The organism is Citrobacter sp. wls706 (assembly GCF_005281305.1).
Classification (GTDB): domain Bacteria; phylum Pseudomonadota; class Gammaproteobacteria; order Enterobacterales; family Enterobacteriaceae; genus Citrobacter; species Citrobacter werkmanii.
In genome coordinates, this window is record NZ_SZXG01000029.1 from 575398 (window position 1) to 598840 (window position 23443).

The following is a 23443-nucleotide window of genomic DNA, read 5'->3' on the forward strand; positions in this document are numbered from 1 at the left end:
CGGGGTTATTCTCAGAGATCGTCGCCGTAACCGAGGCTGCGCAGCGCGCGTTCGTCATCGGCCCAGCCGGATTTCACTTTCACCCACAGTTCGAGGTGAACAGGCGCTTCGAACATTTCCTGCATGTCTTTACGCGCTTCAATACCGATAGTTTTAATTTTGGCCCCTTTGTTGCCAATCACCATCTTCTTCTGCCCTTCACGTTCGACAAGAATCAGACCGTTGATATCGTAGCCGCCGCGCTCGTTAGAAATAAAACGCTCAATCTCAACGGTGACGGAATACGGCAGTTCAGCGCCCAGAAAACGCATCAGCTTCTCACGGATGATTTCAGAGGCCATAAAGCGCTGTGAACGATCGGTGATGTAATCTTCCGGGAAGTGATGAATTGCTTCCGGCAGATGCTTACGTACGATACCCGCAATGGTATCAACATTCAGACCGGTCTCGGCAGAGATCGGCACGATGTCGAGAAAGTTCATCTGGCTGGCCAGGAACTGCAGGTGCGGCAGCAGATCGGCTTTTTCCTGAACGTTATCGACTTTGTTCACCGCCAGAATTACCGGGGCTTTACCATCACGCAGCTTGTTGAGCACCATTTCGTCGTCCGGCGTCCAGCGAGTGCCTTCCACAACGAAAATCACCAGCTCAACATCACCAATCGAGCTGCTCGCCGCCTTGTTCATCAAGCGGTTAATGGCACGTTTTTCTTCCATATGCAGGCCCGGGGTATCAACATAAATCGCCTGATACGCGCCTTCGGTATGGATGCCAACAATACGGTGACGAGTTGTCTGAGCCTTACGAGAGGTAATAGAAATCTTCTGCCCAAGCAGATTATTCAACAGGGTGGATTTGCCAACGTTCGGGCGGCCGACGATGGCAATAAATCCGCAGTAAGTTTTATCGATGCTCATTCCAGCTCCAGTTTTTTCAACGCCTGTTCGGCGGCAGCCTGCTCAGCCTTACGACGGCTCGAACCTGTGCCAACCACCGGTTCACTCAGGCCGCTGACCTGGCAGTGGATAGTAAATTCTTGATCGTGAGCTTCACCACGGACCTGCACCACCAGATAGGACGGCAGCGGCAGGTGGCGACCCTGCAAATATTCCTGCAGGCGCGTTTTCGGATCTTTTTGTTTGTCGCCTGGGCTAATTTCATCCAGACGGGTTTGATACCAATTTAGGATCAGTTGCTCAACGGTTTGAATATCGCTGTCGAGGAAGACGCCGCCGATCAAAGCTTCAACGGTGTCCGCCAGGATCGACTCACGACGGAAACCGCCGCTTTTCAGCTCGCCTGGTCCCAAACGTAAACATTCACCGAGGTCAAACTCACGGGCTAATTCTGCCAGCGTATTACCGCGAACCAGCGTCGCGCGCATGCGGCTCATATCACCTTCATCCACACGCGGGAAACGGTGATATAACGCATTAGCGATGACAAAGCTCAAAATAGAGTCGCCTAAAAATTCTAAACGCTCGTTATGTTTGCTGCTGGCGCTACGGTGAGTTAATGCCTGCTGCAACAGCTCCTGATGATTAAAAGTGTAGCCCAGCTTCCGTTGAAGCCGATTAATTACGATGGGGTTCATGCGATACCAATAAATGAATGCGTCAACAATTCAGCACACGAAACAGACCTGATATACGCCATTCATTTAGCCATCTGGCATCGTCTGAATGCTTTTGTATACAAACCAACGCTGTTTCGTGTGCCGTGGCAACCTGTCGGTGCCAACCTAAAACTTCGGGGGAATATTCTATACACAACGACAAGGGATGTCGTTAGTCTGCGGGAATTTATCCGAGAAATAATTCACGCTGTCGCCATAATGACGACAACGTGAACGATTATTAGCAATTAATGAATACCGCCAATACGGCTTAAACGCACGCCGGTCGGCCATTCACCCTCTTGCTTGTCGAAGCTCATCCAGATTGCAGTCGCTTTACCCACCAGATTCGCTTCCGGCACAAATCCCCAGTAACGGCTGTCCGCGCTGTTGTCACGGTTATCACCCATCATGAAGTAGTGTCCCGGTGGGACGATCCAGGTTGCCAGTTGCTGACCTGGCTGGCGGTAATACATCCCCACCTGATCCTGCGCGATTGGCACAGTCAGAATGCGGTGCGTTACCTCACCCAGCGTTTCTTTACGCTCGGAGAGGCGAATACCGTTTTCTTTCGTTTCATTCAACGGAACTTCAAAGAAACCGCTGGTCGCTTCCCCGCCATTACGACGAGCAAAGGTCTGAACAAAATCACTCGGCTGAACATCAGAGTAGGTTACCGGCAGCGCATTTTCACACGCCTGACCGGAGCTGCAACCAGGCTGAATAGTCACCTCTTTTGCCACCGGATCGTACGTCACTTTGTCTCCCGGTAAACCGACAGCGCGTTTGATGTAGTCCAGGCGCGGATCTTCCGGGTATTTAAACACCACGATATCACCGCGTTTCGGATGGCCGGTTTCGATCAACGTTTTCTGGTAAATCGGATCTTTAATCCCGTAGGCGAATTTCTCCACCAGAATAAAATCACCAATCAACAGCGTCGGCATCATCGAACCTGACGGGATCTGGAACGGTTCATAAATAAACGAACGCACCACCAGCACGATAGCTAATACCGGGAAAACGGATGCGCCAGTTTCCAGCCAGCCCGGCTTAGGGGCCACTTTTTTCAGCGTTGCTTTATCCAGTGAATCACCTGCAGCAGCTTGCGCTGCTGCCTGACGCTCCCGGCGTTTTGGCGCGAAAATGAATTTATCTACGCACCATAAAATGCCCGTCACCAGTGTGGCAATCACCAGAATCAGGGCAAACATGTTCGCCATGCCAACTCCTTAAGATTATTTGCTGTCTTTACCGACATGCAGAATGGCGAGGAAGGCTTCCTGCGGCAGTTCGACGTTACCGATCTGCTTCATGCGCTTTTTACCCTCTTTCTGTTTTTGCAGCAGCTTTTTCTTACGGCTGATATCGCCACCGTAGCATTTCGCCAGAACGTTTTTACGCAGCTGCTTCACAGTTGAACGCGCGATGATGTGCGTGCCGATGGCCGCCTGAATCGCGATATCAAACTGCTGGCGCGGGATCAGATCTTTCATCTTCTCGACCAACTCACGGCCACGGCTCTGGGAGTTGTCGCGGTGAGTGATCAGCGCCAGCGCATCGACACGTTCGTTGTTGATGAGGACATCAACGCGCACCATGTCAGACGCCTGGAAGCGCTTGAAGTTATAGTCCAGCGACGCATAGCCGCGGGAGGTCGACTTCAGGCGGTCAAAGAAGTCGAGTACCACTTCCGCCATCGGAATTTCATAGGTCAGCGCGACCTGGTTACCGTGATAAACCATGTTGGTCTGTACGCCACGTTTCTCGATACACAGCGTGATGACGTTACCAAGGTACGCCTGCGGCAGCAGCATGTGACATTCGGCGATCGGCTCGCGCAGTTCGTAGATGTTGTTCAGCGGCGGCAGCTTAGATGGACTATCGACGTAGATAGTCTCTTTCGCCGTGGTTTCCACTTCATACACTACGGTCGGCGCGGTGGTGATCAGATCCAGATCGTATTCACGTTCCAGACGTTCCTGAATGATCTCCATATGCAACAGGCCGAGGAAGCCACAGCGGAAGCCGAAGCCCAGTGCGCTGGAGCTTTCCGGTTCGTAGAACAGGGAGGCGTCGTTCAGGCTCAGCTTGCCGAGCGCATCGCGGAAGTTTTCATAGTCGTCAGAGCTCACCGGGAACAGACCGGCGTAAACCTGAGGCTTCACTTTTTTGAAGCCTGGCAGCGGTTTGTCTGCCGGGTTACGCGCAGAAGTTAAGGTATCACCAACCGGGGCGCCAAGGATGTCTTTAATCGCACAAACCAACCAACCTACTTCGCCGCATTTCAGCTCGGTACGATCAACCTGTTTTGGCGTGAAGATGCCCAGACGGTCGGCGTTGTAAACCTGACCAGTGCTCATCACTTTAATTTTGTCACCTTTACGCATGGTGCCGTTTTTAATACGCACCAGCGAAACCACGCCCAGGTAATTATCGAACCAGGAGTCGATAATCAGCGCCTGCAACGGGCCTTCCGGATCACCTTCCGGCGGCGGAATGTCGCGCACCAGACGTTCAAGAACGTCGGTCACACCTACGCCAGTTTTCGCCGAGCAGCGTACTGCGTCGGTGGCGTCGATACCGACGATATCTTCAATTTCTTCCGCTACGCGCTCAGGGTCAGCGGCCGGCAGGTCAATTTTGTTCAGTACCGGCACCACTTCCAGATCCATTTCCATGGCGGTGTAGCAGTTGGCCAGCGTTTGCGCTTCTACACCCTGCCCGGCGTCAACCACCAGCAGTGCGCCTTCACAGGCGGCAAGCGAGCGGGAAACTTCATATGAGAAGTCGACGTGGCCCGGGGTGTCGATAAAGTTAAGCTGATAGGTTTCACCATCAGATGCTTTGAAATCGAGCGTCACGCTCTGCGCTTTGATAGTAATACCGCGCTCACGCTCAAGATCCATCGAGTCGAGAACCTGCGCTTCCATTTCACGGTCAGACAGGCCACCGCAGATCTGGATAATACGGTCAGACAGCGTCGATTTACCGTGGTCGATGTGAGCTATGATTGAAAAGTTACGTATGTTCTTCATATAGAGTAATTATTGTGCCTTACGCCCGCCTGAGCAGGCTCTGAGAAGTCGCTGATCTGAGCTTAACGTCTGTTTAAGTGAAACGCCGCATTCTACACTACAACGCTGAGGCGAGGAAATGTTCATAGAGCAAGGATAGCGGGAACTGGAAACAACCTTACAAAGTCGGTGAAACTTTTGCCGGATGGCAGCATAAACGCCTTATCCGGCCTACGCCTGCATCTGAAAACGCGGTAGGCCTGATAAGCGCAGCGCCATCAGACAAAAATATCACTGCTGGGTTTCGACGCGAATAAGATCGGGCGGGAGGGCAACGTTCAGAATGACCGGCTGCCAGGCTTCACGTTCAGCAAGCTTACGGGAATATCCGCGGGCGATCAGGAATCCGCCCACGCCACCCAGTACAGCCCCGCTTAATGCCGCCAGATCCGAGCCAAATAGCACCTGGAACAGTGCCGCGAAAAGAAAGAGACCCGCCAGTGGAGACATATAAACCAGCATCGCCGATCCCAACAGGCTCCTCTCGGCAATGCCCAGCTCAACTTTTTGACCAGGGGCCAATGGCTCATCGCTGGGTACCACAATAGTATGTGTGGTCTGCGGTCCAAGTTTATTCAGCACGCGGCTCCCACACCCGGCCCGGGAAGCACAGCTGCTACATGACGCTTTCACATCACAGCTGACCGTCGCCAGACCATTTTGCCAGGAAACGACTGTTGCCCACTCTTTGATCATTGTGCGGCCCTGAACTTGATATTGTCCGCGATACGCTTCGCCGTTTGTGGTGGAAGCTCGCCCACTATCGTAATTTCCGCGTTATCACGCACGCTGGTGCTGACCGTTCTACGCCCGGTTCGCAGCAGTTGATCGGTGCTGTTTTGCGTCGCGCGGTTTACGTTCACGGAGAAACTGAACAGGCCATCCGAATAAAGGCGTGATTCAATCGGCATGTTATCCATGGTCGGCAGCGGGCGTCGACTGCTGGAGACCTCACTAAAGCCTTGCGGCAACCATGACGGGCTCCAGTTGAAGTTGGTTTTTTCACCCGCAGGAACCGACAGCAACGGCGGTAGATTAGCTTTCGCCAGCGTCTGCATGCTGTCGCTAACGCCGTTGTTTACGGTAAAGGCGATGACGCGGAACTGTTCCAGCGTTTCGCCATCACGATCGAGAAGATCGACACGCATCGGTAGCTTGGTCTCCGTGTCCATCCAGACGATATAGCTGTAACGGGTGCCGTCACGAGCGACAACGCGGATCACTTCACAGAGCCGATCAGCAATGCGGGTGCGGCCTACTGAGATAAAATCATAGTAGGGTGCAAGGCGTTTGAAGTCGGTATAAATCAGGGATGGCAGAGAGTCAACGATATAGTCGCCGTTCAGCGTGAACGGTTCGAGCCCAGGCTCGAAATAGCTAATTTCATTGCCACGTTGCACCACTTCCCGGCGCGGTCCATCCAATTGCAGCAGTTGTGCTAACGGACGGTTATCCTGGCGGGCATGGCGATAACGTAGGGATTCAACACCCTGTTTATTGATGCTGACAAATGACAGCTCATAGGTTAGCGACTGGCTGGCCAGATTCATCTGCTGCAACAACGCCCCGGACGCAGGATTGGCCGAGGCGTTTACAGAGAAGAACAGGCTACCAGCCACAAGTGACATGGCAAACCAAAGTTGCTTCATTACTGCGATTGCGTTCCTAAAGTTTGAATTCCTGGCACCTGCACAGCGGCTTGCTGTGTTTGCGCCTGCTCAAACTGAAGCTGTTCAGAGTGCAGTCGACGTTGCAGTTCGTAATCCTGCAACATGGCATTAATACGACGACGCTGCTCCTGTACCTGCTGTTGCTGACCGCCGCTGGCTGTCGCGTCAGAAGGTACACCCAGGCTTACCGGACTGGCTTTACCCATCATCGGTAATGTATTGAATACCGGCGTTTCGGGCTGCTGGGACGTTTCAGATTGACCATTATAGTGCTGGACGCCAACAATAACTGCAAGTGATACACACGCAGCCACGCCCATTTGGGTAAGCTGCGCGGCCCACGGACGCATTTTCTTCCAGAATGGCATTTTCTGCCACTGGTGCGGTGCTGGCTGGGCCTCAGGAATCAATGGCGCCGTCTGACGTACTGGCTCATCCTGGATGGCAGCCATTACGCGGGCGGAAATATCGAAATGGAGAACGTCGGCGGTATCACCTCGCATGGAATCGCGAATCAGGTGATAACTCTCCCAGGTTTTTTGCATTTCCGGGTCATGAGTTAGCTCTTTAAGCAACTCAGTATCCAGCGTTTCGCCATCCATTAAAGCGGAAAGTTTTTCTTTCTGCATGCCTAATACCTTTTCCAGTATCCCGCTATCGTCAACGCCTGATAAGCGGTTGAACTTTATTATCAATAGCTTCCCTCGCTCGGAAGATACGTGAACGCACCGTACCTACCGGACAATCCATGATAGCGGCTATCTCTTCATAGCTCAGGCCATCCAGCTCCCGCAAGGTTATTGCCATGCGTAAATCTTCCGGGAGGGACTCAATAGTTCGGAAAACTATCTGTCTCAGTTCTTCTGACAACATTAAGTTCTCAGGGTTCGAAATTTCTTTCAGTGCACCGCCACTTTCGTAGTTTTCTGCTTCAATCGCATCTATATCACTGGAAGGTGGACGACGCCCCTGAGCGACCAGGTAATTCTTCGCTGTATTGACTGCGATACGATACAGCCAGGTATAAAAAGCACTATCCCCCCGGAACGAGTCCAGCGCACGATAGGCCTTGATAAATGCTTCTTGTACTACATCGGGTACATCGCCCGACGGTACATAGCGAGAAACCAGACTCGCCACCTTATGCTGATAGCGGACTACCAGTAGGTTAAAGGCTTTCTGATCTCCCTTTTGGACCCGTTCTACCAGGACCTGGTCCGTTAACTGCTCGCTCATCCGAGGTAAAGTCTCCCCAAACCAAATTTCCACGCGCTGTCGAAACGCCACTCCATAAGCTTCACTATGAGCAAGCAAATGCTTAGAGTGCTCAAGTTTCGTAAAGTTCCGTTACGCATTTGTTTTTTGTTTGTCATGTTGTAGACAGGTCTTATCTCTCATTATAAGTCTACATAACCCGATCAACGCACTATCTGTAAGAAATGCCCATTTCACCGCTTGCAGAGTAACCCAACGGCCACTTTATTTCATCACATAATCTGATGCTAACGGCCTGCTTCACAAAATAATTTTGCTCATTTCATCCTCGTCTTACTTTTCTTTCATGTTTAGCCATTGCAACACATCTAAAAATAAAACGTGCAGTAACGCGCGTCGTGGTGCTATTGTGAGCAAACAATGTTTAGTAAATTAAACAAAAATCATGAATACAACTCCTGAATTATCCTGTGACGTGCTGATCATTGGCAGCGGAGCTGCCGGACTCTCACTGGCGCTGCGGCTGGCTGAGAAACATCAGGTTATTGTACTGAGCAAAGGTCCTGTTAGCGAAGGCTCGACGTTTTATGCTCAGGGCGGTATTGCCGCGGTTTTCGATGAAACCGACAGTATCGACTCCCACGTTGAAGATACACTGGTTGCCGGGGCCGGACTTTGCGATCGTCATGCGGTTGAATTTGTCGCCAGCAATGCCCGCACCTGTGTGCAGTGGCTTATCGATCAGGGCGTGTTGTTTGATACACAGGTTCAGCCCAACGGTGAAGAGAGTTATCACCTGACCCGTGAAGGTGGTCATAGCCATCGACGCATCCTGCATGCTGCGGATGCCACCGGTAAAGAAGTCGAAACCACCCTTGTCAGCCGGGCGCAAAATCATCCCAACATTCGGGTTCTTGAACGTAGCAATGCCGTAGACCTGATTGTCTCCGATAAGATCGGTCTGCCGGGAACGCGTCGGGTGGTCGGCGCCTGGATCTGGAACCGTAATAAAGAAGCTGTCGAAACCTGCCATGCGAAGTCAGTGGTGTTAGCTACCGGCGGCGCGTCAAAAGTGTATCAGTACACCACCAATCCTGATATCTCCTCGGGGGACGGGATTGCGATGGCCTGGCGCGCAGGATGTCGTGTCGCCAATCTTGAATTTAACCAGTTTCACCCAACTGCGCTGTATCATCCGCAGGCGCGCAATTTCCTGCTGACCGAGGCGCTGCGTGGCGAAGGCGCGCACCTGAAGCGCCCGGACGGCTCGCGCTTTATGCCCGATTTTGACGAGCGTGGCGAACTGGCTCCCCGCGATATTGTCGCCCGTGCCATTGACCACGAGATGAAACGCCTGGGCGCTGACTGCATGTTCCTCGACATCAGCCATAAACCGGAAGCATTTGTTCGTCAGCATTTCCCGATGATTTATGAAAAACTGCTGGGACTGGGCATCGATTTGACCAAAGAGCCGGTCCCTATCGTTCCTGCCGCGCACTATACCTGCGGCGGCGTGATGGTTGATGACTTTGGCCGCACGGACGTCGACGGTCTGTATGCCATCGGCGAAGTGAGTTACACCGGCCTGCATGGCGCCAACCGTATGGCGTCGAACTCATTGCTTGAGTGCCTGGTTTACGGCTGGTCAGCTGCTGAAGATATCGACAGGAGAATGCCTTACGCACGCGGTGTCAATACACTTCCCGCCTGGGATGAAAGTCGTGTGGAAAATCCGGATGAGTTGGTGGTGATTCAACATAACTGGCATGAACTGCGCTTATTTATGTGGGACTACGTCGGAATTGTGCGTACAACCAAGCGCCTGGAACGCGCTCTGCGCCGTATCACCATGCTGCAACAGGAAATCGACGAGTATTACGCTCATTTCCGCGTGTCGAACAATTTGCTGGAACTGCGCAACCTGGTGCAGGTTGCCGAGCTGATTGTACGCTGCGCCATGATGCGCAAAGAGAGTCGGGGCCTGCACTACACGCTGGATTATCCTGAACAACTTCCCGAGTCAGGCCCGTCCATCCTCTCACCGCTAAGTCATCACATAAACAGATAAAACGCCTGGGTCAGCGCCGTGTAACCTTCAGAGTAACGTTGGTCTGGCCCACGGATAACCAACCTGTCGCTAAAGCACTCCCCGGCCTGCGGGGAGAATGCCAACAATACACGATGCGGTAGCCGGGCCTCAGTTTCTGCCACATCCGTACGTAAACGCAAATGCCAGCCCATACTTAATGCCCGCTGGGTAAAGGCATTACCAATTTGTTCCGGCAGCACGACACAAAAAAAACCATCTTCTGTAATACTCCCCGCCGCCAGTGCCAGCAATGCTTCATGATCAAGTGCGGTCGTATAACGTGCCTGCTCGCGCTGCGGCGTGGCGCATTCCACTCCCTGTTCATAATAGGGTGGATTGCTGATAATCAAATCAAAACGCACGGTCTGGCGCGGTATCCATTGCTGCGCATCTGCTGTATGAACGCTGACGCGATGCCTCCACGGAGATTGCGCGATGTTCTCCTGCGCCTGCTGCGCAGCGTCAACATCAAGCTCCACGGCGTCAATGGTGACATTTTCATCAGTGCGCTGGGCCAGCATCAGCGCCAACAGGCCGCTTCCGGTACCAATATCCAGGATCCGTTTTACGCCCGCAACGGGGGCCCAGGCCCCTAATAAAATACCGTCCGTTCCGACTTTCATTGCACAACGATCATGTGCCACAAAAAACTGCTTAAATGTAAATCCATTACGTCTAAGTACGGATGTAGACTGGGGCATGAAGAACAACCTTCCTGGGAAAAAAAACGATAGCATAGGATAAAAACAATACCTGAGAAGCTATATCCATACAAACAGATGAAGATTGCAGCCGTAACGTCTATAATCAGCGCCCCACACAGAGGTAGAACATGACTGTAACGACTTTTTCCGAACTTGAACTCGATGAAAGCCTTCTGGATGCCCTCCAGGAAAAAGGTTTCACTCGCCCGACCGCCATTCAGGCTGCCGCCATTCCGCCTGCGCTCGATGGCCGTGATGTACTCGGTTCTGCGCCGACAGGCACCGGTAAAACGGCGGCATATTTGCTGCCAGCGTTGCAGCACCTGCTCGACTTCCCGCGTAAAAAATCTGGCCCGCCACGCATTTTAATTTTGACGCCGACGCGCGAACTGGCGATACAGGTTGCCGAACACGCCCGCGAACTGGCGAAGAATACGCATCTGGATGTCGCCACGATTACCGGCGGCGTGGCTTACATGAACCACATGGAAGTCTTTAGCGAAAACCAGGACATCGTGGTCGCTACCACCGGTCGTCTGCTGCAATACATCAAAGAAGAGAACTTCGACTGCCACGCGGTTGAAACGCTGATCCTCGATGAAGCAGACCGCATGCTGGACATGGGCTTTGCCCAGGACATCGAGCATATCGCTGGTGAAACCCGCTGGCGTAAGCAAACCATGCTGTTCTCCGCTACGCTGGAAGGCGATGCGATTAAAGATTTTGCCGAGCGTCTGCTGGAAGATCCGGTCGAAGTATCGGCGGATCCATCGACCCGCGAACGCAAGAAGATCCACCAATTTTACTACCGTGCCGATGACATCGAGCACAAAACGGCTTTGCTGATCCATCTGTTAAAACAGCCGGAAGCAACCCGTTCGATTGTTTTTGTACGTAAGCGTGAGCGTGTGCACGAACTGGCAGGCTGGCTGCGCCAGGCTGGCATTAATAACTGCTATCTCGAAGGCGAGATGGTACAGATTAAGCGTAACGAAGCGATCAAACGCCTGACCGATGGTCGTGTGAACGTACTGGTTGCGACCGATGTTGCCGCTCGCGGGATCGATATTCCTGACGTTAGCCATGTGTTTAACTATGACATGCCACGTAGTGGTGATGCCTATCTGCACCGCATTGGTCGCACAGGTCGCGCTGGCCGTAAAGGTACCGCGATTTCTCTGGTTGAAGCGCACGACCACCTGCTGCTTGGTAAAGCGAGCCGCTATATCGACGAACCTTTGAAAGCACGCGTTATTGACGAGCTGCGTCCGACGACTCGCGCACCAAGTGAGAAATCTAACGGCAAGCCGTCCAAGAAAGTACTGGCGAAGCGCGCCGAGCAAAAAGCCAAAGAAAAAGAGAAACCGCGCGTGAAGAAACGTCACCGCGACGCCAAAAATATCGGCAAACGTCGTAAGCCGAGCGGAACTGCTCCCCAGCAATCCGACAAAGAGTAAAACCGTATGCCGGGCCGTTTAGCCCGGCATTTTTTCATGCGTCGCAAAGCTCTCTTCAATACACTCAATAAACACCCGCATCGCCGGGCTAACGACTTTTCCAGCATGGTAACCGCACAATGCCGTAATTAACTCCGGCTGTTCGCTGAACGGTAACTCAACCAATTCCCCTGAACGGAGCTCCTTCTCAATGGTAAAACGCGGCAAAAAACTGACGCCAAGATTTGCCGATACGCAGTGCTTGATGCTCTCAATACTCCATAACTCAATCGTATTTTCCAGCGTAATCTGACGTTTACGCAGTAAGCCCTCGAAGCGTTGTCTGAAAATACATTGCGGCTCATTAATGATAAAGCTGCAGGGAATGTGCTGGTTATGCCGGGTGAAATCAACATGCTGCAGCAGAGGCGACGCAACCAGCGCCAGTGACTGATCGCCCAGCGCTATCATCTCCAGCGCATCGTCATTACCAACACGATAAAACACGCCCAGATCAACCTCATCACTAAGCAACGCATCGCGAATGACATAGCAGTTGAGCGACTGTAAGGACAACCGCACATGAGGCGCGCGTTGTTTAAAACGCTGTAATACCTGCGGCATTTTATACGCCAGCAGTGTTTCGCCGGTCGCAACGCGTAGCTCGCCGCTCGGCTGCGCATCCTGCTGCGCTGACTGGCGAATCGATGCCATCACGCGGGTCAGGTCGTGTATATGCGGCATCAACCGTTTACCCTCACTGGTGAGACACATTCTGCGGCCAATTTTTTCGAACAGCTGCACCGATAGCTCTTGCTCAAGCTGTTGAATATGAAACGTGACGGTCGATTGCGTACAGCAAAGTTTTTGCGACGCCCGCAGGAACGAGCCCTCTTCCACCACCGTTTTTAACGTAATAAACCGACGTAAATCCATCCGCACCAACCCATCGAAATTATCGAACCCAGAATGCAAAAACATTCATTTTTTTAAATGTTTTAACTCGGGTACTGTCTACCAAAACAGAGGAGATGACAAGTGACCCCCATGCTTTTAAGTGCATTCTGGACCTATACATTGATTACCGCGCTAACCCCCGGACCCAACAATATCCTTGCGCTCAGTGCTGCGACGTCACACGGTTTTCGCCAGAGTACGCGCGTGCTTGCCGGGATGAGTCTGGGCTTTTTAATCGTCATGCTGATGTGTGCCGGGATTTCGTTTTCGCTTGCCGCGATGGATCCGGCCATCATCCACTGGCTCAGTTGGGCAGGCGCGGCATATATCTTATGGCTGGCATTGAAAATCGCCACCAGCCCGGCGGCAAACGATAATTTGCAGTCCGAACCGATCGGCTTCTGGACGAGTTTTGGCTTGCAGTTTGTTAACGTCAAAATCATTTTGTACGGCATTACAGCGTTATCCACGTTTGTACTGCCCTATACGCAGGAAGCTCACTGGCTGATTGGGGTGAGTATTCTGCTGGCGCTGATCGGCACCTTTGGTAATGCATGTTGGGCGCTGGCAGGCCATCTTTTTCAGCGTCTCTTTCGCCGTTACGGCCGACAGTTGAATATCATTCTGGCGCTGCTGTTAGTTTATTGCGCAGTGAGAATTTTTTACTAACGGATATAAAAAAGCGGAAGACGCGCTGGCATCTTCCGCTTTTGATTCTCTGCTAAACGGGGTTATTCCCCGCGAGCCTTACAGGCTCTCAGTAAAGGTACGAGCAATAACGTCGCGCTGCTGTTCTGGGGTCAGAGAGTTGAAACGTACCGCATAACCAGACACACGGATGGTCAGCTGCGGATATTTTTCCGGATGCTTAACCGCATCTTCCAGCGTTTCGCGACGCAGAACGTTCACGTTCAGGTGCTGGCCACCTTCCACGCGGACTTCCGGCTGTACGTCTACCGGCACTTCACGGTATTCGATTTCACCCAGTTTGCTGACGGCAACGACGTCATCTGCATTGAAACCTGCTTTCGCAACGATGCAGCGTGCTTCGCCTTTTTCGCTGTCCAGCAGCCAGAAAGAGTTCAGCAGGTCGTCGTTTGCAGCTTTAGTAATCTGGATACCTGTAATCATTTGATGCCTCCCCGGCAAAATTATTTGATCTCGGTTGGCCGTCATCCGGCCAATTGGTAAAACCATTGTTGCTTGAGTGTATATATACCCCTCACACCCCCTTGAATCTTTGATTTAAATCAACAAAAACCACACATGAAAAGTGGTGATAGGTGGATTTTATTGTTTTACATCAACTTACGCCACGTACGCAGCTAAACTTTTTACATAAATTTTCAACTATCTTTAAGACCCAGGCCGTTGAGAAACGTAGAGAATTTTGCGACGTAGTAAGAAGCAGTTAAGCTAGAGGGATTGAAAATTCGCAGGAGAGCGAGATGGCCACCGAATTAACCTGGCACGATGTGCTGGCAGATGAGAAACAGCAGCCTTATTTTGTTAACACGCTACATACTGTCGCTGGCGAGCGTCAGTCGGGTATGACAATTTACCCGCCGCAAAAAGATGTGTTTAACGCTTTTCGCTTTACCGAACTTGGCGACGTGAAAGTCGTCATCCTGGGGCAGGATCCTTACCACGGTCCAGGCCAGGCACACGGTCTCGCGTTCTCTGTTCGTCCGGGTATTGCCACTCCCCCATCGCTGCTGAACATGTACAAAGAGCTGGAAGCGACGATTCCTGGCTTCACGCGCCCAACGCACGGCTATCTGGAAAGCTGGGCACGTCAGGGGGTGCTGTTACTTAATACCGTACTCACTGTCCGCGCCGGCCAGGCACATTCTCACGCCAGCCTGGGCTGGGAAACCTTTACCGATAAAGTCATCAGCTTGATTAATCAGCACCGTGAAGGCGTTGTTTTCCTGCTCTGGGGTTCACACGCACAAAAGAAAGGCGCGATTATTGATACCCAACGTCACCATGTGTTGAAAGCGCCGCATCCGTCACCGCTCTCAGCACATCGCGGTTTCTTTGGCTGCAATCACTTTGTACTGGCCAATGAATGGTTGGAACAACGAGGTGAAAAACCGATTGACTGGACGCCGGTGTTACCAGCAGAAAGCGAGTAAAAAAATGCCAGCGATTCGCTGGCATTTTTATTATCAGGCTTTGTTCTGACGCCACCACTCCGCGAGCAGTACGCCGGTTGCCACAGATACGTTGAGCGTTTCAACGTTACCCGTACCGTCAATCGCCACGCACAGGTCGTCAGCTGAGCATGCCGCTTCCGGCAGCGCTTCACGCTCGCGCCCTAATACCAGCACCATTTTTTCCGGCAGCGTGGTAGTAAACAACGGTTTGCCTTTCACGCTTGAGGTCATCACTACCGTGTAACCTGCCTTACGGAAGTCGTCCAGCACATCGACAATGCTGTCACCGGTGATCGGCTGAACGTGCTCTGCGCCACCTTCAGCGGTACGGATTGCCGCACCTGATTCCAGCAGCGCCGCGTCCTGTACCACCACGCCTTTCACACCAAAGTGGGCGCAGCTACGCATCATTCCGCCCAGGTTGTGCGGGTTAGCGATGTCTTCCAGAGCCAGTACGCAATCCTGCGCCCCAGCCTGACCCACCCACTGCTTAACAGTGGTACCGTTACGTTTTTTGATCAGGAAACAAACACCGCCATGGTGCTCAGTACCGGAGGCTTTCGCCAGCTCAGCTTCATCAACCACGTGATAGGCTTTGCGGTTTGCCGCCATCCAGCGTAATGCTTCTTTAAAGCGTGGGGTTACGCTCTGCACAAACCAGGCGCGAACAATAGCGTCCGGGCGACTCTGGAACAGAGCCTGACAAGCATTCTCACCGTAAACGCGGGTTTCTTCCGCGCGCTGACGACGTAAGACTTCAGGATCGATAAAACTCTTGCCGCTAATACCGCCATGATCGGCTTTATCCGCAACATCATCATTCGGTGCGCGGGACACGGTACGCCATGGTGAATCTTCACGTCTGCGATCGCGTTCTGCATCGCGGTCACGACCACGTTCACGGCCGCGTTCGCTGTTCGGACCCTTTCTGTCATCACGGGCAGGGCGACGACCGCCTTCGGCTCGGGAAGTACCGGGGCGTCCGCCGCCTTTACCAGTACGTGGATTTTGGGTGCGTTTATCCGAGTCATCGTCACTGCGGACGTACATCACTTTGACCTTGCCGTTTTTGTTCTTCAGTTCGTCGCTCATGTTTTTCTCCACCTGCTCTGCGCGAAGCGCGCAGATTACCCGATGTGCACGTCGTTAGCCATTATTTCATTTAAAAGCTAAGGACTATTGTACTCATTGAATAAAACGCATTGTTGTTTAGAACAGACTCCCCGATAATATGTAACATAATAGAAACATACTGGCGTCACTGCCATGAAGTCCACACTACTCATCCAGAGGTTAGTTATGAATACCGTTTGTACCAGCTGCCAGGCTATCAACCGCATTCCCGACGATCGTGTCCAGGAAGCGGCTAAATGCGGACGCTGTGGTCACGACCTGTTTGATGGGGAGGTGATCAATGCGACCGGTGAAACACTGGATAAACTGTTAAAAGACGATCTCCCGGTGGTGGTTGATTTTTGGGCCCCCTGGTGCGGGCCATGCCGTAACTTTGCCCCAATTTTTGAAGATGTCGCGGAAGAGCGTAGCGGTAAAGTGCGTTTTGTTAAAGTGAATACGGAAGCCGAGCGTGAACTCAGCGCCCGCTTCGGTATCCGCAGTATTCCGACCATCATGATCTTCAGAAAAGGTGAAATCGTCGACATGCTCAATGGCGCCGTCCCTAAGGCACCGTTTGATAGCTGGCTTAACGAATCACTATAATCTCTGCGGGGCGCATCTTGTGCCCCGTTTTCACCTCTGCGACAATAGCGTTTTTCGACGTGTTCCCCCATGACCGATAACGCAGTTCTTCAGTTACGCGCTGAGCGCCTCGCGCGCGCCACCCGTCCTTTCCTCGCCCGAGGTAACCGTATTCGTCGCTGCCAGCGCTGCCTGCTGCCGCTAAAGCTCTGCTTATGCGCAACGTTAGTACCGTCTGAGGCCAAAAGCCGTTTTTGTCTGGTCATGTTTGATACCGAGCCAATGAAGCCCAGCAATACGGGACGTTTAATCGCCGATATTTTGCCAGATACCGCGGCTTTTCAGTGGTCACGCACCGAACCGCCGCAGGCGCTGCTTGATCTGGTGAAAAATCCTGATTACCAGCCGATGGTCGTGTTCCCGGCGTCCTATGCGGGCGAAGAGCGCGAAGTGATTTTCACGCCGCCAACCGGTAAACCACCATTGTTTATCATGCTCGATGGCACCTGGCCGGAAGCGCGTAAAATGTTCCGCAAAAGCCCGTACCTCGACCACCTGCCGGTGATCTCCGTTGATTTATCGCGCCTTTCTGCTTATCACCTGCGTGGTATTCACGCCGAAGGGCAATACTGTACTGCCGAAGTGGCTATCGCTTTGCTGGATCTGGCTGGTGATACGCAAGCTGCGGAAGGGTTAAGCGATCACTTCACTCGCTTTAAAACCCGTTACCTGGCAGGAAAAACCCAACATCAGGGGAGCGTCACAGCAGACTCCACAGAAAGCGTTTAAAATCATTCGGTCACTGGAGTCATTAAGGAAGCCGATATGAGTCAACGTGGTCTGGAAGCACTACTGCGACCGAAATCCATTGCGGTGATTGGGGCGTCGATGAAGCCTAACCGCGCGGGTTACCTGATGATGCGTAATCTGCTTGCCGGCGGTTTCAATGGGCCAGTTCTACCGGTGACGCCCGCCTGGAAAGCGGTATTGGGTGTACTGGCCTGGCCCAATATCAGTAGCTTGCCTTTTAGCCCCGACCTCGCCGTATTGTGCACCAATGCCAGCCGTAACCTGGCATTACTCGAAGCGCTTGGCGAGAAAGGCTGTAAAACCTGCATTATTCTTTCGGCTCCCGCGGCCCAACATGCAGAACTGTTGGCCTGCGCCTCACGCTATAAAATACGCCTGCTGGGTCCCAACAGTCTGGGACTTCTCGCCCCCTGGCAGGGACTTAACGCCAGCTTTTCCCCCGTCCCGATTAAGCGCGGCAAGCTGGCTTTTATCTCTCAATCCGCGGCCGTATCCAATACCATACTCGACTGGGCACAGCAGAGAGAAATGGGCTTTTCTTACTTCATCGCGCTGGGTGACAGCCTGGATATCGACGTTGATGAACTACTGGATTACCTGGCGCGCGACAGCAAAACCAGCGCGATATTGCTCTATCTCGAACATTTGAGCGATGCCCGGCGCTTTGTCTCTGCCGCCCGTAGCGCCGCGCGCAACAAACCCATTCTGGTGATTAAGAGTGGCCGTAGCCCGGCAGCGCAGCGTTTACTGCACACCAGCGCCGGAATGGACCCAGCCTGGGACGCAGCTATCCAGCGCGCCGGTTTATTGCGAGTACAAGACACTCACGAGCTGTTCTCAGCGGTCGAAACCCTGAGTCACATGCGCCCGCTGCGTGGTGACAGGCTGATGATCATCAGTAACGGCGCCGCACCTGCCGCACTGGCATTGGATGAGCTATGGTCGAAAAATGGCAAACTCGCCACGCTGAGTGAAGATACCTGTCAGAAATTACGCGATGCGCTACCAGCCCATGTTGATATCGGCAACCCGCTGGATCTGCGTGACGATGCCAGTAGCGAACACTATGTAAAAGCCCTGGATATTTTGCTCGCCAGTCAGGACTTCGACGCGCTGATGGTGATTCATTCGCCCAGCGCCGCCGCCCCCGGGACCGAAAGCGCACAAGCGTTGATCGAAGCAGTAAAGCAGCATCCACGAGGGAAATTTATCTCCTTACTGACCAACTGGTGCGGGGAGTTTTCTTCTCAGGAAGCCCGTAGGCTATTTAGCGAAGCAGGGTTGCCCACCTACCGTACGCCGGAAGGGACCATCACCGCGTTTATGCATATGGTCGAGTATCGGCGTAACCAGAAGCAACTGCGAGAAACGCCTGCGCTACCGGACTACCTGACCACTAACACCGCCGAGGCGCATAATCTGTTACAGCAGGCGATTGCCGAAGGGGCCACATCGCTGGATACCCATGAAGTGCAGCCGATTTTACAAGCTTATGGCTTACACACGCTCCCGACCTGGATCGCCAGCGACAGCGCGGAAGCTGTGCATATCGCAGAGCAGATCGGCTATCCGGTGGCGCTCAAGCTGCGTTCACCTGATATCCCGCATAAGTCGGAAGTTCAGGGGGTAATGCTCTACCTGAGAACGGCAACAGAGGTACAGCAGGCCGCGAACGCGATTTTTGATCGGGTGAAAATGGCCTGGCCGCAGGCGCGCATCCACGGTTTATTAGTGCAAAGCATGGCGAATCGCGCTGGCGCGCAGGAGCTTCGCGTCGTCGTTGAACACGATCCGGTATTTGGCCCGCTGATTATGCTGGGTGAAGGTGGGGTTGAGTGGCGACCAGAAGAGCAAGCCGTGGTGGCATTGCCGCCATTGAACATGAATCTGGCGCGTTATCTGGTGATCCAAGGGATCAAAAATAAGAAGATCCGCGCTCGTAGCGCACTACGCCCACTGGATATCGCCGGACTAAGCCAGCTTCTGGTGCAGGTATCCAACCTGATCGTCGATTGTCCGGAAATTCAGCGTCTGGATATCCATCCGCTGCTGGCCTCCGCCGGTGAATTTACCGCGCTGGATGTCACGCTGGACATTGCCCCCTTCACAGGCGATAACGAAAGCAGATTGGCTGTACGTCCCTACCCTCATCAGCTTGAAGAGTGGGTGGAGTTGAAGAACGGCGAGCGCTGCCTGTTCCGCCCCATTTTGCCAGAGGATGAACCTCATCTGCAGCAGTTCATTTCTCAGGTAACAAAAGAAGATCTTTATTATCGCTATTTTAGTGAGATCAACGAATTTACCCATGAAGATTTAGCCAATATGACACAGATCGACTACGATCGTGAAATGGCCTTTGTCGCTGTGCGTTGTAGAGATAATCATGAAGAGATCCTCGGCGTGACGCGAGCTATCTCGGATCCTGATAACGTAGATGCCGAGTTTGCCGTCCTGGTTCGTTCTGATCTCAAAGGACTTGGACTGGGTCGCCGATTGATGGAAAAATTAATTGCCTATACCCGAGATCACGGACTTAGACGTTTGAATGGTATTACGATGCCAAACAATCGCGGTATGGTCGCCCTGGCCCGGAAACTAGGGTTCGTTGTTGACGTCCAACTCGAAGAGGGGATTGTTGGGCTAACGCTTAATCTGGCCCAATTTGAGGAATCGTGAGTAAGGTACTGGAAATGTTGACCACATTAATGGGTACTGGTGGTATCATTGCCCGCTTATGTCGTCTGCATAGCACAGAGGACCCTTCAATGAACAGAGAAGAAATGCACTGTGATGTTGTCAAAATTTAAGCGTAATAAACATCAACAACACCTTGCCCAACTACCCAAGATTTCTCAGTCAGTTGATGATGTAGATTTCTTTTATGCTCCCGCTAATTTCAGGGAGACTCTGCTGGAAAAAATAGCCAGCGCGACGCGACGGATCTGCATTATTGCGCTGTACCTGGAACAGGATGACGGTGGCAAAGGCATACTCGACGCGCTCTATGCGGCAAAACGGCAGCGTCCTGAACTGGATGTCCGGGTGCTTGTCGACTGGCACCGAGCCCAGCGCGGGCGCATTGGTGCTGCGGCATCAAATACCAACGCTGACTGGTATTGCCGCATGGCGCAAGAAAACCCTGGTATCGATATTCCTGTCTATGGCGTGCCGATTAACACGCGCGAAGCCCTTGGCGTTCTGCATTTCAAAGGCTTTATCATCGATGACAGCGTCCTGTATAGCGGCGCCAGCCTGAACGATGTTTATCTGCATCAGCATGATAAATATCGCTACGACCGTTATCAGTTGATTCGCAACGCGCAAATGGCCGATATCATGTTCAATTGGGTGGCGCAAAACCTGATGAATGGTCGCGGCGTTAATCGTCTTGATGATATCAATCGCCCTAAAAGCCCGGAAATTAAAAACGACATTCGCTTGTACCGTCAGGAACTGCGGGATGCGTCATTCCATTTTCAGGGGGATGCGGATAATGAACAGCTTTCTGTTACGCCGCTGGTTGGACTCGGAAAATCCAGTCTGTTAAATAAGACTATTTTCCACCTCATGCCCTGCGCAGAGCACAAACTCACAATTTGTACCCCTTATTTCAATCTGCCCGCCATACTGGTGCGCAATATCATTCAGCTGCTGCGTGAAGGGAAAAAGGTCGAAATCATTGTCGGTGATAAAACTGCCAACGACTTTTACATCCCGGAAGATGAGCCTTTTAAAATCATCGGCGCGCTGCCTTATCTGTATGAAATTAATCTGCGCCGTTTTCTGAGCAGACTGCAATATTATGTGAATACCGATCAGTTGGTCGTGCGCTTATGGAAAGATGATGACAACACTTATCATCTGAAAGGCATGTGGGTTGATGATAAATGGATGCTGCTCACCGGCAACAACCTTAATCCTCGAGCCTGGCGTCTGGATCTGGAAAACGCCATCCTTATCCACGATCCTAAGCAAGAGCTGGCGCCCCAGCGCGATAAAGAGCTGGAGCTTATCCGCACGCATACCACCGTGGTGAAGCACTACCGCGACCTGCAAAGCATTGCTGACTATCCAGTCAAGGTGCGCAAGCTCATCCGTCGACTACGCCGTATTCGTATCGACAGATTAATTAGCCGTATTCTGTAACCAAGACCCCGTCCAGTGACGGGGTTTTTCCTATGGAGGCAACGGTGCGCCTGTTTATTCTTACCAGTGTCCTGGCTATTTCGGGCTGCAGCCACATGGCAAACGACCGCTGGAGCGGACAAGACAAAGCTCAACACTTTATCGCCTCCGCCATGCTTGCCGCAGCCGGCAATGAATATGCCCAGCATCAGGGTTACAGCCGCGATCGCAGTGCGGCTATTGGTTTGATGTTCTCAGTCAGCCTGGGCGCATCAAAAGAGCTGTGGGACAGCCGCCCCGCTGGGAGCGGCTGGAGCTGGAAGGACTTTGCCTGGGATATAGCGGGCGCCTCAACCGGCTATGCAGTCTGGCAACTGGCACATCATTAGAGGCGCAGCCCTTTCCCCTTGCCATGCAGCATCAGCGATACTAAAAATGCGATGACTGCCAGCGCGGTAACGTACCAGAAGAATGTCGTTTCCATACCGATGGATTTCAGGGATAAGGCAACATATTCGGCTGAACCACCAAACAGGGCATTCGCCACCGCATAAGATAACCCAACCCCCAGGGCGCGCACCTGCGCCGGAAACATCTCAGCCTTCAGAATGCCGCTGATAGACGTATAGAAACTCACGATCAACAAGGCACACATTACCAGAGCAAACGCCATATACGGAGACGTCACGTTTTGCAACGCTGTCAGAATGGGAACGGTAAAAATCGCGGCTAATGCGCCAAAGCATAGCATGGAAGTACGTCTGCCAATTTTATCTGACCAAGCGCCAAACAATGGTTGCACCAGCATGAATACACACAGTGCCGCCGTCATAATCCCGCTGGCTACGTTGGCATGCATACCGGCGGTGTTAACCAGGTACTTCTGCATATAGGTTGTGAAGGTGTAAAAACACAGCGAGCCAGCAGCGGTAAAGCCAAGCACCATGACAAAGGCTTTGCGATTACGCCACAGACCTTTCAGAGAGCCTGCTTCTTTTAACGCACGAACATCCTGTTTCGAGGTTTCATCCAGCTGACGACGCAGCCATAGCGCGACAATAGCCAGCACTGCACCCAGCGCAAATGGAATACGCCATCCCCACTCTCTGAGCGCAGAGTCTTCTAACGTTTGCTGCAAAATGACCACAACCAGCAATGCCAGTAGCTGCCCGCCAATTAACGTTACGTACTGGAATGAAGCATAAAAACCTTTCTTACCTTCAATAGCCACTTCACTCATGTAGGTAGCGCTGGTCCCGTATTCACCGCCGACAGACAGCCCCTGAAATAATCTGGCCAGCAGCAGTAGCGCAGGAGCCCAGGTACCTATCGTTTCATACCCCGGAAGACAAGCAATCACCAACGATCCCATACACATCATACAAACTGACAACAGCATGGATTTTTTACGCCCGTGCTTATCGGCGATGCGACCAAACAACCATCCGCCGATAGGGCGCATCAGAAAGCCTGCGGCAAAAACGCCGGCAGTTTGTAAAAGTTGGGTGGTGGTGTTCCCAGAGGGAAAAAAGATGTGTGCAAAATAGAGAGAGCAGAAAGAGTAGATATAGAAATCAAACCATTCGACCAGATTCCCTGATGATGCTCCAACAATCGCCCAAATACGGCGACGAGTATCGCCATCTGTCAGCGCTCCGTTCTCAGTTACACTGCTATCAGCCATTCGAATTATACCCCTGCCAAGGATCGCGTGAATTTATTAATGCTAGTTGTGTCTTTTTTGGTAAATTAAATGTTATATAATTGTTATAATTAATTATGAGATATAAGTCACGGTTTTAATTAGCAGAGAAAGGATTCAGATATGTTTGAGGAAATAGAGTCGAAGGTCGGATAAGGCATCCGGCAGGTTTCATTTCGTACAGAC

22 protein-coding genes and 1 pseudogene are annotated in these 23443 nt (G+C 52.3%); 9 read left to right on the forward strand and 14 right to left on the reverse strand.

Going from position 1 to position 23443, the window contains the following annotated elements; all coding sequences use genetic code 11:
* Nucleotides 1-11: 11 nt before the first annotated feature.
* The 9 genes and pseudogenes from era to rseD all read right to left on the reverse strand — a co-directional run bounded on the left by era (nt 12) and on the right by rseD (nt 7760).
* On the reverse strand, nt 12-917 hold the full coding sequence (gene era, locus FDW92_RS07625; protein ID WP_042306656.1) for a GTPase Era: 906 nt from the start codon (nt 915-917) through the stop codon (nt 12-14).
* Nucleotides 914-1594, reverse strand: a complete 681-nt coding sequence (rnc, locus tag FDW92_RS07630; RefSeq protein WP_003037579.1) for a ribonuclease III — start codon at nt 1592-1594, stop codon at nt 914-916. The genes era and rnc overlap by 4 nt, the downstream gene beginning before the upstream one ends.
* A 269-nt stretch (nt 1595-1863) precedes the next feature.
* Nucleotides 1864-2838: a signal peptidase I gene (lepB, locus tag FDW92_RS07635; protein ID WP_042306654.1), complete on the reverse strand. Its 975-nt coding sequence runs from the start codon at nt 2836-2838 to the stop codon at nt 1864-1866.
* Nucleotides 2839-2853: 15 nt separating this feature from the next.
* Entirely contained in the window at nt 2854-4653 is a 1800-nt protein-coding gene (gene lepA, locus FDW92_RS07640; protein ID WP_042306650.1) for a translation elongation factor 4, read from the reverse strand.
* 270 nt (nt 4654-4923) lie between these two features.
* Nucleotides 4924-5388 (reverse strand): SoxR-reducing system protein RseC, encoded by a 465-nt coding sequence (gene rseC / locus FDW92_RS07650; protein ID WP_042306646.1) that lies wholly within the window; start codon nt 5386-5388, stop codon nt 4924-4926.
* On the reverse strand, nt 5385-6341 hold the full coding sequence (gene rseB / locus FDW92_RS07655) for a sigma-E factor regulatory protein RseB (RefSeq protein WP_042306644.1): 957 nt from the start codon (nt 6339-6341) through the stop codon (nt 5385-5387). Before rseB ends, rseC begins: the two co-directional genes overlap by 4 nt.
* Nucleotides 6341-6991: an anti-sigma-E factor RseA gene (rseA, locus tag FDW92_RS07660; protein WP_008785497.1), complete on the reverse strand. Its 651-nt coding sequence runs from the start codon at nt 6989-6991 to the stop codon at nt 6341-6343. Before rseA ends, rseB begins: the two co-directional genes overlap by 1 nt.
* A 31-nt stretch (nt 6992-7022) precedes the next feature.
* Complete coding sequence (rpoE, locus tag FDW92_RS07665) at nt 7023-7598, reverse strand: RNA polymerase sigma factor RpoE (protein ID WP_003037573.1); 576 nt, start codon at nt 7596-7598, stop codon at nt 7023-7025.
* Nucleotides 7595-7760: pseudogene (rseD, locus tag FDW92_RS07670) on the reverse strand (rpoE leader peptide RseD). The gene rpoE and the pseudogene rseD overlap by 4 nt, the downstream one beginning before the upstream one ends.
* A 262-nt stretch (nt 7761-8022) precedes the next feature.
* Between rseD and nadB the strand changes: the two are divergent.
* Nucleotides 8023-9645 (forward strand): L-aspartate oxidase, encoded by a 1623-nt coding sequence (gene nadB / locus FDW92_RS07675; RefSeq protein WP_042306641.1) that lies wholly within the window; start codon nt 8023-8025, stop codon nt 9643-9645.
* On the opposite strand, the gene trmN is transcribed toward nadB, so the two are convergent.
* Complete coding sequence (trmN, locus tag FDW92_RS07680; protein WP_042306639.1) at nt 9630-10367, reverse strand: tRNA(1)(Val) (adenine(37)-N(6))-methyltransferase TrmN; 738 nt, start codon at nt 10365-10367, stop codon at nt 9630-9632. The two genes, nadB and trmN, sit on opposite strands and share 16 nt — an antisense overlap.
* 131 nt (nt 10368-10498) lie before the next feature.
* Between trmN and srmB the strand changes: the two genes are divergently transcribed.
* Nucleotides 10499-11827 (forward strand): ATP-dependent RNA helicase SrmB, encoded by a 1329-nt coding sequence (gene srmB / locus FDW92_RS07690; protein WP_042306638.1) that lies wholly within the window; start codon nt 10499-10501, stop codon nt 11825-11827.
* Nucleotides 11828-11845: 18 nt separating this feature from the next.
* Here srmB and FDW92_RS07695 read toward each other — a convergent pair whose 3' ends face one another.
* On the reverse strand, nt 11846-12742 hold the full coding sequence (locus FDW92_RS07695) for a LysR family transcriptional regulator (protein ID WP_137360549.1): 897 nt from the start codon (nt 12740-12742) through the stop codon (nt 11846-11848).
* Nucleotides 12743-12844: 102 nt separating this feature from the next.
* Between FDW92_RS07695 and eamB the strand changes: the two genes are divergently transcribed.
* Nucleotides 12845-13432 (forward strand): cysteine/O-acetylserine transporter, encoded by a 588-nt coding sequence (gene eamB, locus FDW92_RS07700; RefSeq protein ID WP_042306633.1) that lies wholly within the window; start codon nt 12845-12847, stop codon nt 13430-13432.
* 78 nt (nt 13433-13510) lie between these two features.
* On the opposite strand, the gene grcA is transcribed toward eamB, so the two are convergent.
* Nucleotides 13511-13894, reverse strand: a complete 384-nt coding sequence (gene grcA / locus FDW92_RS07705; protein ID WP_005121223.1) for an autonomous glycyl radical cofactor GrcA — start codon at nt 13892-13894, stop codon at nt 13511-13513.
* 317 nt (nt 13895-14211) lie between these two features.
* Between grcA and ung the strand changes: the two genes are divergently transcribed.
* Nucleotides 14212-14901, forward strand: a complete 690-nt coding sequence (ung, locus tag FDW92_RS07710; RefSeq protein WP_042306632.1) for a uracil-DNA glycosylase — start codon at nt 14212-14214, stop codon at nt 14899-14901.
* Nucleotides 14902-14934: 33 nt separating this feature from the next.
* Here the strand turns inward: ung and FDW92_RS07715 are convergent, their stop codons facing one another.
* Complete coding sequence (locus tag FDW92_RS07715) at nt 14935-16014, reverse strand: tRNA/rRNA methyltransferase (RefSeq protein WP_042306631.1); 1080 nt, start codon at nt 16012-16014, stop codon at nt 14935-14937.
* A gap of 207 nt (nt 16015-16221) precedes the next feature.
* Here FDW92_RS07715 and trxC point away from each other — a divergent pair, with 207 nt between their 5' ends.
* The 5 genes from trxC to FDW92_RS07740 all read left to right on the forward strand — a co-directional run bounded on the left by trxC (nt 16222) and on the right by FDW92_RS07740 (nt 21944).
* On the forward strand, nt 16222-16641 hold the full coding sequence (gene trxC / locus FDW92_RS07720) for a thioredoxin TrxC (RefSeq protein ID WP_003037559.1): 420 nt from the start codon (nt 16222-16224) through the stop codon (nt 16639-16641).
* A gap of 69 nt (nt 16642-16710) precedes the next feature.
* Nucleotides 16711-17409 carry a tRNA-uridine aminocarboxypropyltransferase gene (tapT, locus tag FDW92_RS07725; protein WP_042306630.1) on the forward strand — a complete coding sequence of 233 codons (699 nt, stop codon included), beginning with the start codon at nt 16711-16713 and terminating at the stop codon, nt 17407-17409.
* Between the two features lie 36 nt (nt 17410-17445).
* Nucleotides 17446-20106 (forward strand): protein lysine acetyltransferase, encoded by a 2661-nt coding sequence (gene pat / locus FDW92_RS07730; protein WP_042306626.1) that lies wholly within the window; start codon nt 17446-17448, stop codon nt 20104-20106.
* A 114-nt stretch (nt 20107-20220) separates the two neighbouring features.
* Nucleotides 20221-21576, forward strand: coding sequence for a CDP-diacylglycerol--serine O-phosphatidyltransferase (gene pssA / locus FDW92_RS07735; RefSeq protein WP_038642732.1), 1356 nt, complete (start codon nt 20221-20223; stop codon nt 21574-21576).
* Between the two features lie 44 nt (nt 21577-21620).
* A complete protein-coding gene (locus FDW92_RS07740; protein ID WP_042306684.1) occupies nt 21621-21944 on the forward strand; it encodes a YfiM family lipoprotein in 324 nt (107 codons plus the stop codon).
* Here the strand turns inward: FDW92_RS07740 and FDW92_RS07745 are convergent.
* On the reverse strand, nt 21941-23239 hold the full coding sequence (locus FDW92_RS07745; protein WP_137400593.1) for an MFS transporter: 1299 nt from the start codon (nt 23237-23239) through the stop codon (nt 21941-21943). The genes FDW92_RS07740 and FDW92_RS07745 overlap by 4 nt on opposite strands.
* Nucleotides 23240-23443 lie beyond the last annotated feature (204 nt).

Coding starts and splice junctions, on each gene's coding strand:
- era (WP_042306656.1), bottom strand. CDS start 917: ATGAGCATCGATAAAACTTACTGCGGATTTATTGCCATCGTCGGCCGC.
- rnc (WP_003037579.1), bottom strand. CDS start 1,594: ATGAACCCCATCGTAATTAATCGGCTTCAACGGAAGCTGGGCTACACT.
- lepB (WP_042306654.1), bottom strand. CDS start 2,838: ATGGCGAACATGTTTGCCCTGATTCTGGTGATTGCCACACTGGTGACG.
- lepA (WP_042306650.1), bottom strand. CDS start 4,653: ATGAAGAACATACGTAACTTTTCAATCATAGCTCACATCGACCACGGT.
- rseC (WP_042306646.1), bottom strand. CDS start 5,388: ATGATCAAAGAGTGGGCAACAGTCGTTTCCTGGCAAAATGGTCTGGCG.
- rseB (WP_042306644.1), bottom strand. CDS start 6,341: ATGAAGCAACTTTGGTTTGCCATGTCACTTGTGGCTGGTAGCCTGTTC.
- rseA (WP_008785497.1), bottom strand. CDS start 6,991: ATGCAGAAAGAAAAACTTTCCGCTTTAATGGATGGCGAAACGCTGGAT.
- rpoE (WP_003037573.1), bottom strand. CDS start 7,598: ATGAGCGAGCAGTTAACGGACCAGGTCCTGGTAGAACGGGTCCAAAAG.
- nadB (WP_042306641.1), top strand. CDS start 8,023: ATGAATACAACTCCTGAATTATCCTGTGACGTGCTGATCATTGGCAGC.
- trmN (WP_042306639.1), bottom strand. CDS start 10,367: ATGCCCCAGTCTACATCCGTACTTAGACGTAATGGATTTACATTTAAG.
- srmB (WP_042306638.1), top strand. CDS start 10,499: ATGACTGTAACGACTTTTTCCGAACTTGAACTCGATGAAAGCCTTCTG.
- FDW92_RS07695 (WP_137360549.1), bottom strand. CDS start 12,742: ATGGATTTACGTCGGTTTATTACGTTAAAAACGGTGGTGGAAGAGGGC.
- grcA (WP_005121223.1), bottom strand. CDS start 13,894: ATGATTACAGGTATCCAGATTACTAAAGCTGCAAACGACGACCTGCTG.
- ung (WP_042306632.1), top strand. CDS start 14,212: ATGGCCACCGAATTAACCTGGCACGATGTGCTGGCAGATGAGAAACAG.
- FDW92_RS07715 (WP_042306631.1), bottom strand. CDS start 16,014: ATGAGCGACGAACTGAAGAACAAAAACGGCAAGGTCAAAGTGATGTAC.
- trxC (WP_003037559.1), top strand. CDS start 16,222: ATGAATACCGTTTGTACCAGCTGCCAGGCTATCAACCGCATTCCCGAC.
- tapT (WP_042306630.1), top strand. CDS start 16,711: ATGACCGATAACGCAGTTCTTCAGTTACGCGCTGAGCGCCTCGCGCGC.
- pat (WP_042306626.1), top strand. CDS start 17,446: ATGAGTCAACGTGGTCTGGAAGCACTACTGCGACCGAAATCCATTGCG.
- pssA (WP_038642732.1), top strand. CDS start 20,221: ATGTTGTCAAAATTTAAGCGTAATAAACATCAACAACACCTTGCCCAA.
- FDW92_RS07745 (WP_137400593.1), bottom strand. CDS start 23,239: ATGGCTGATAGCAGTGTAACTGAGAACGGAGCGCTGACAGATGGCGAT.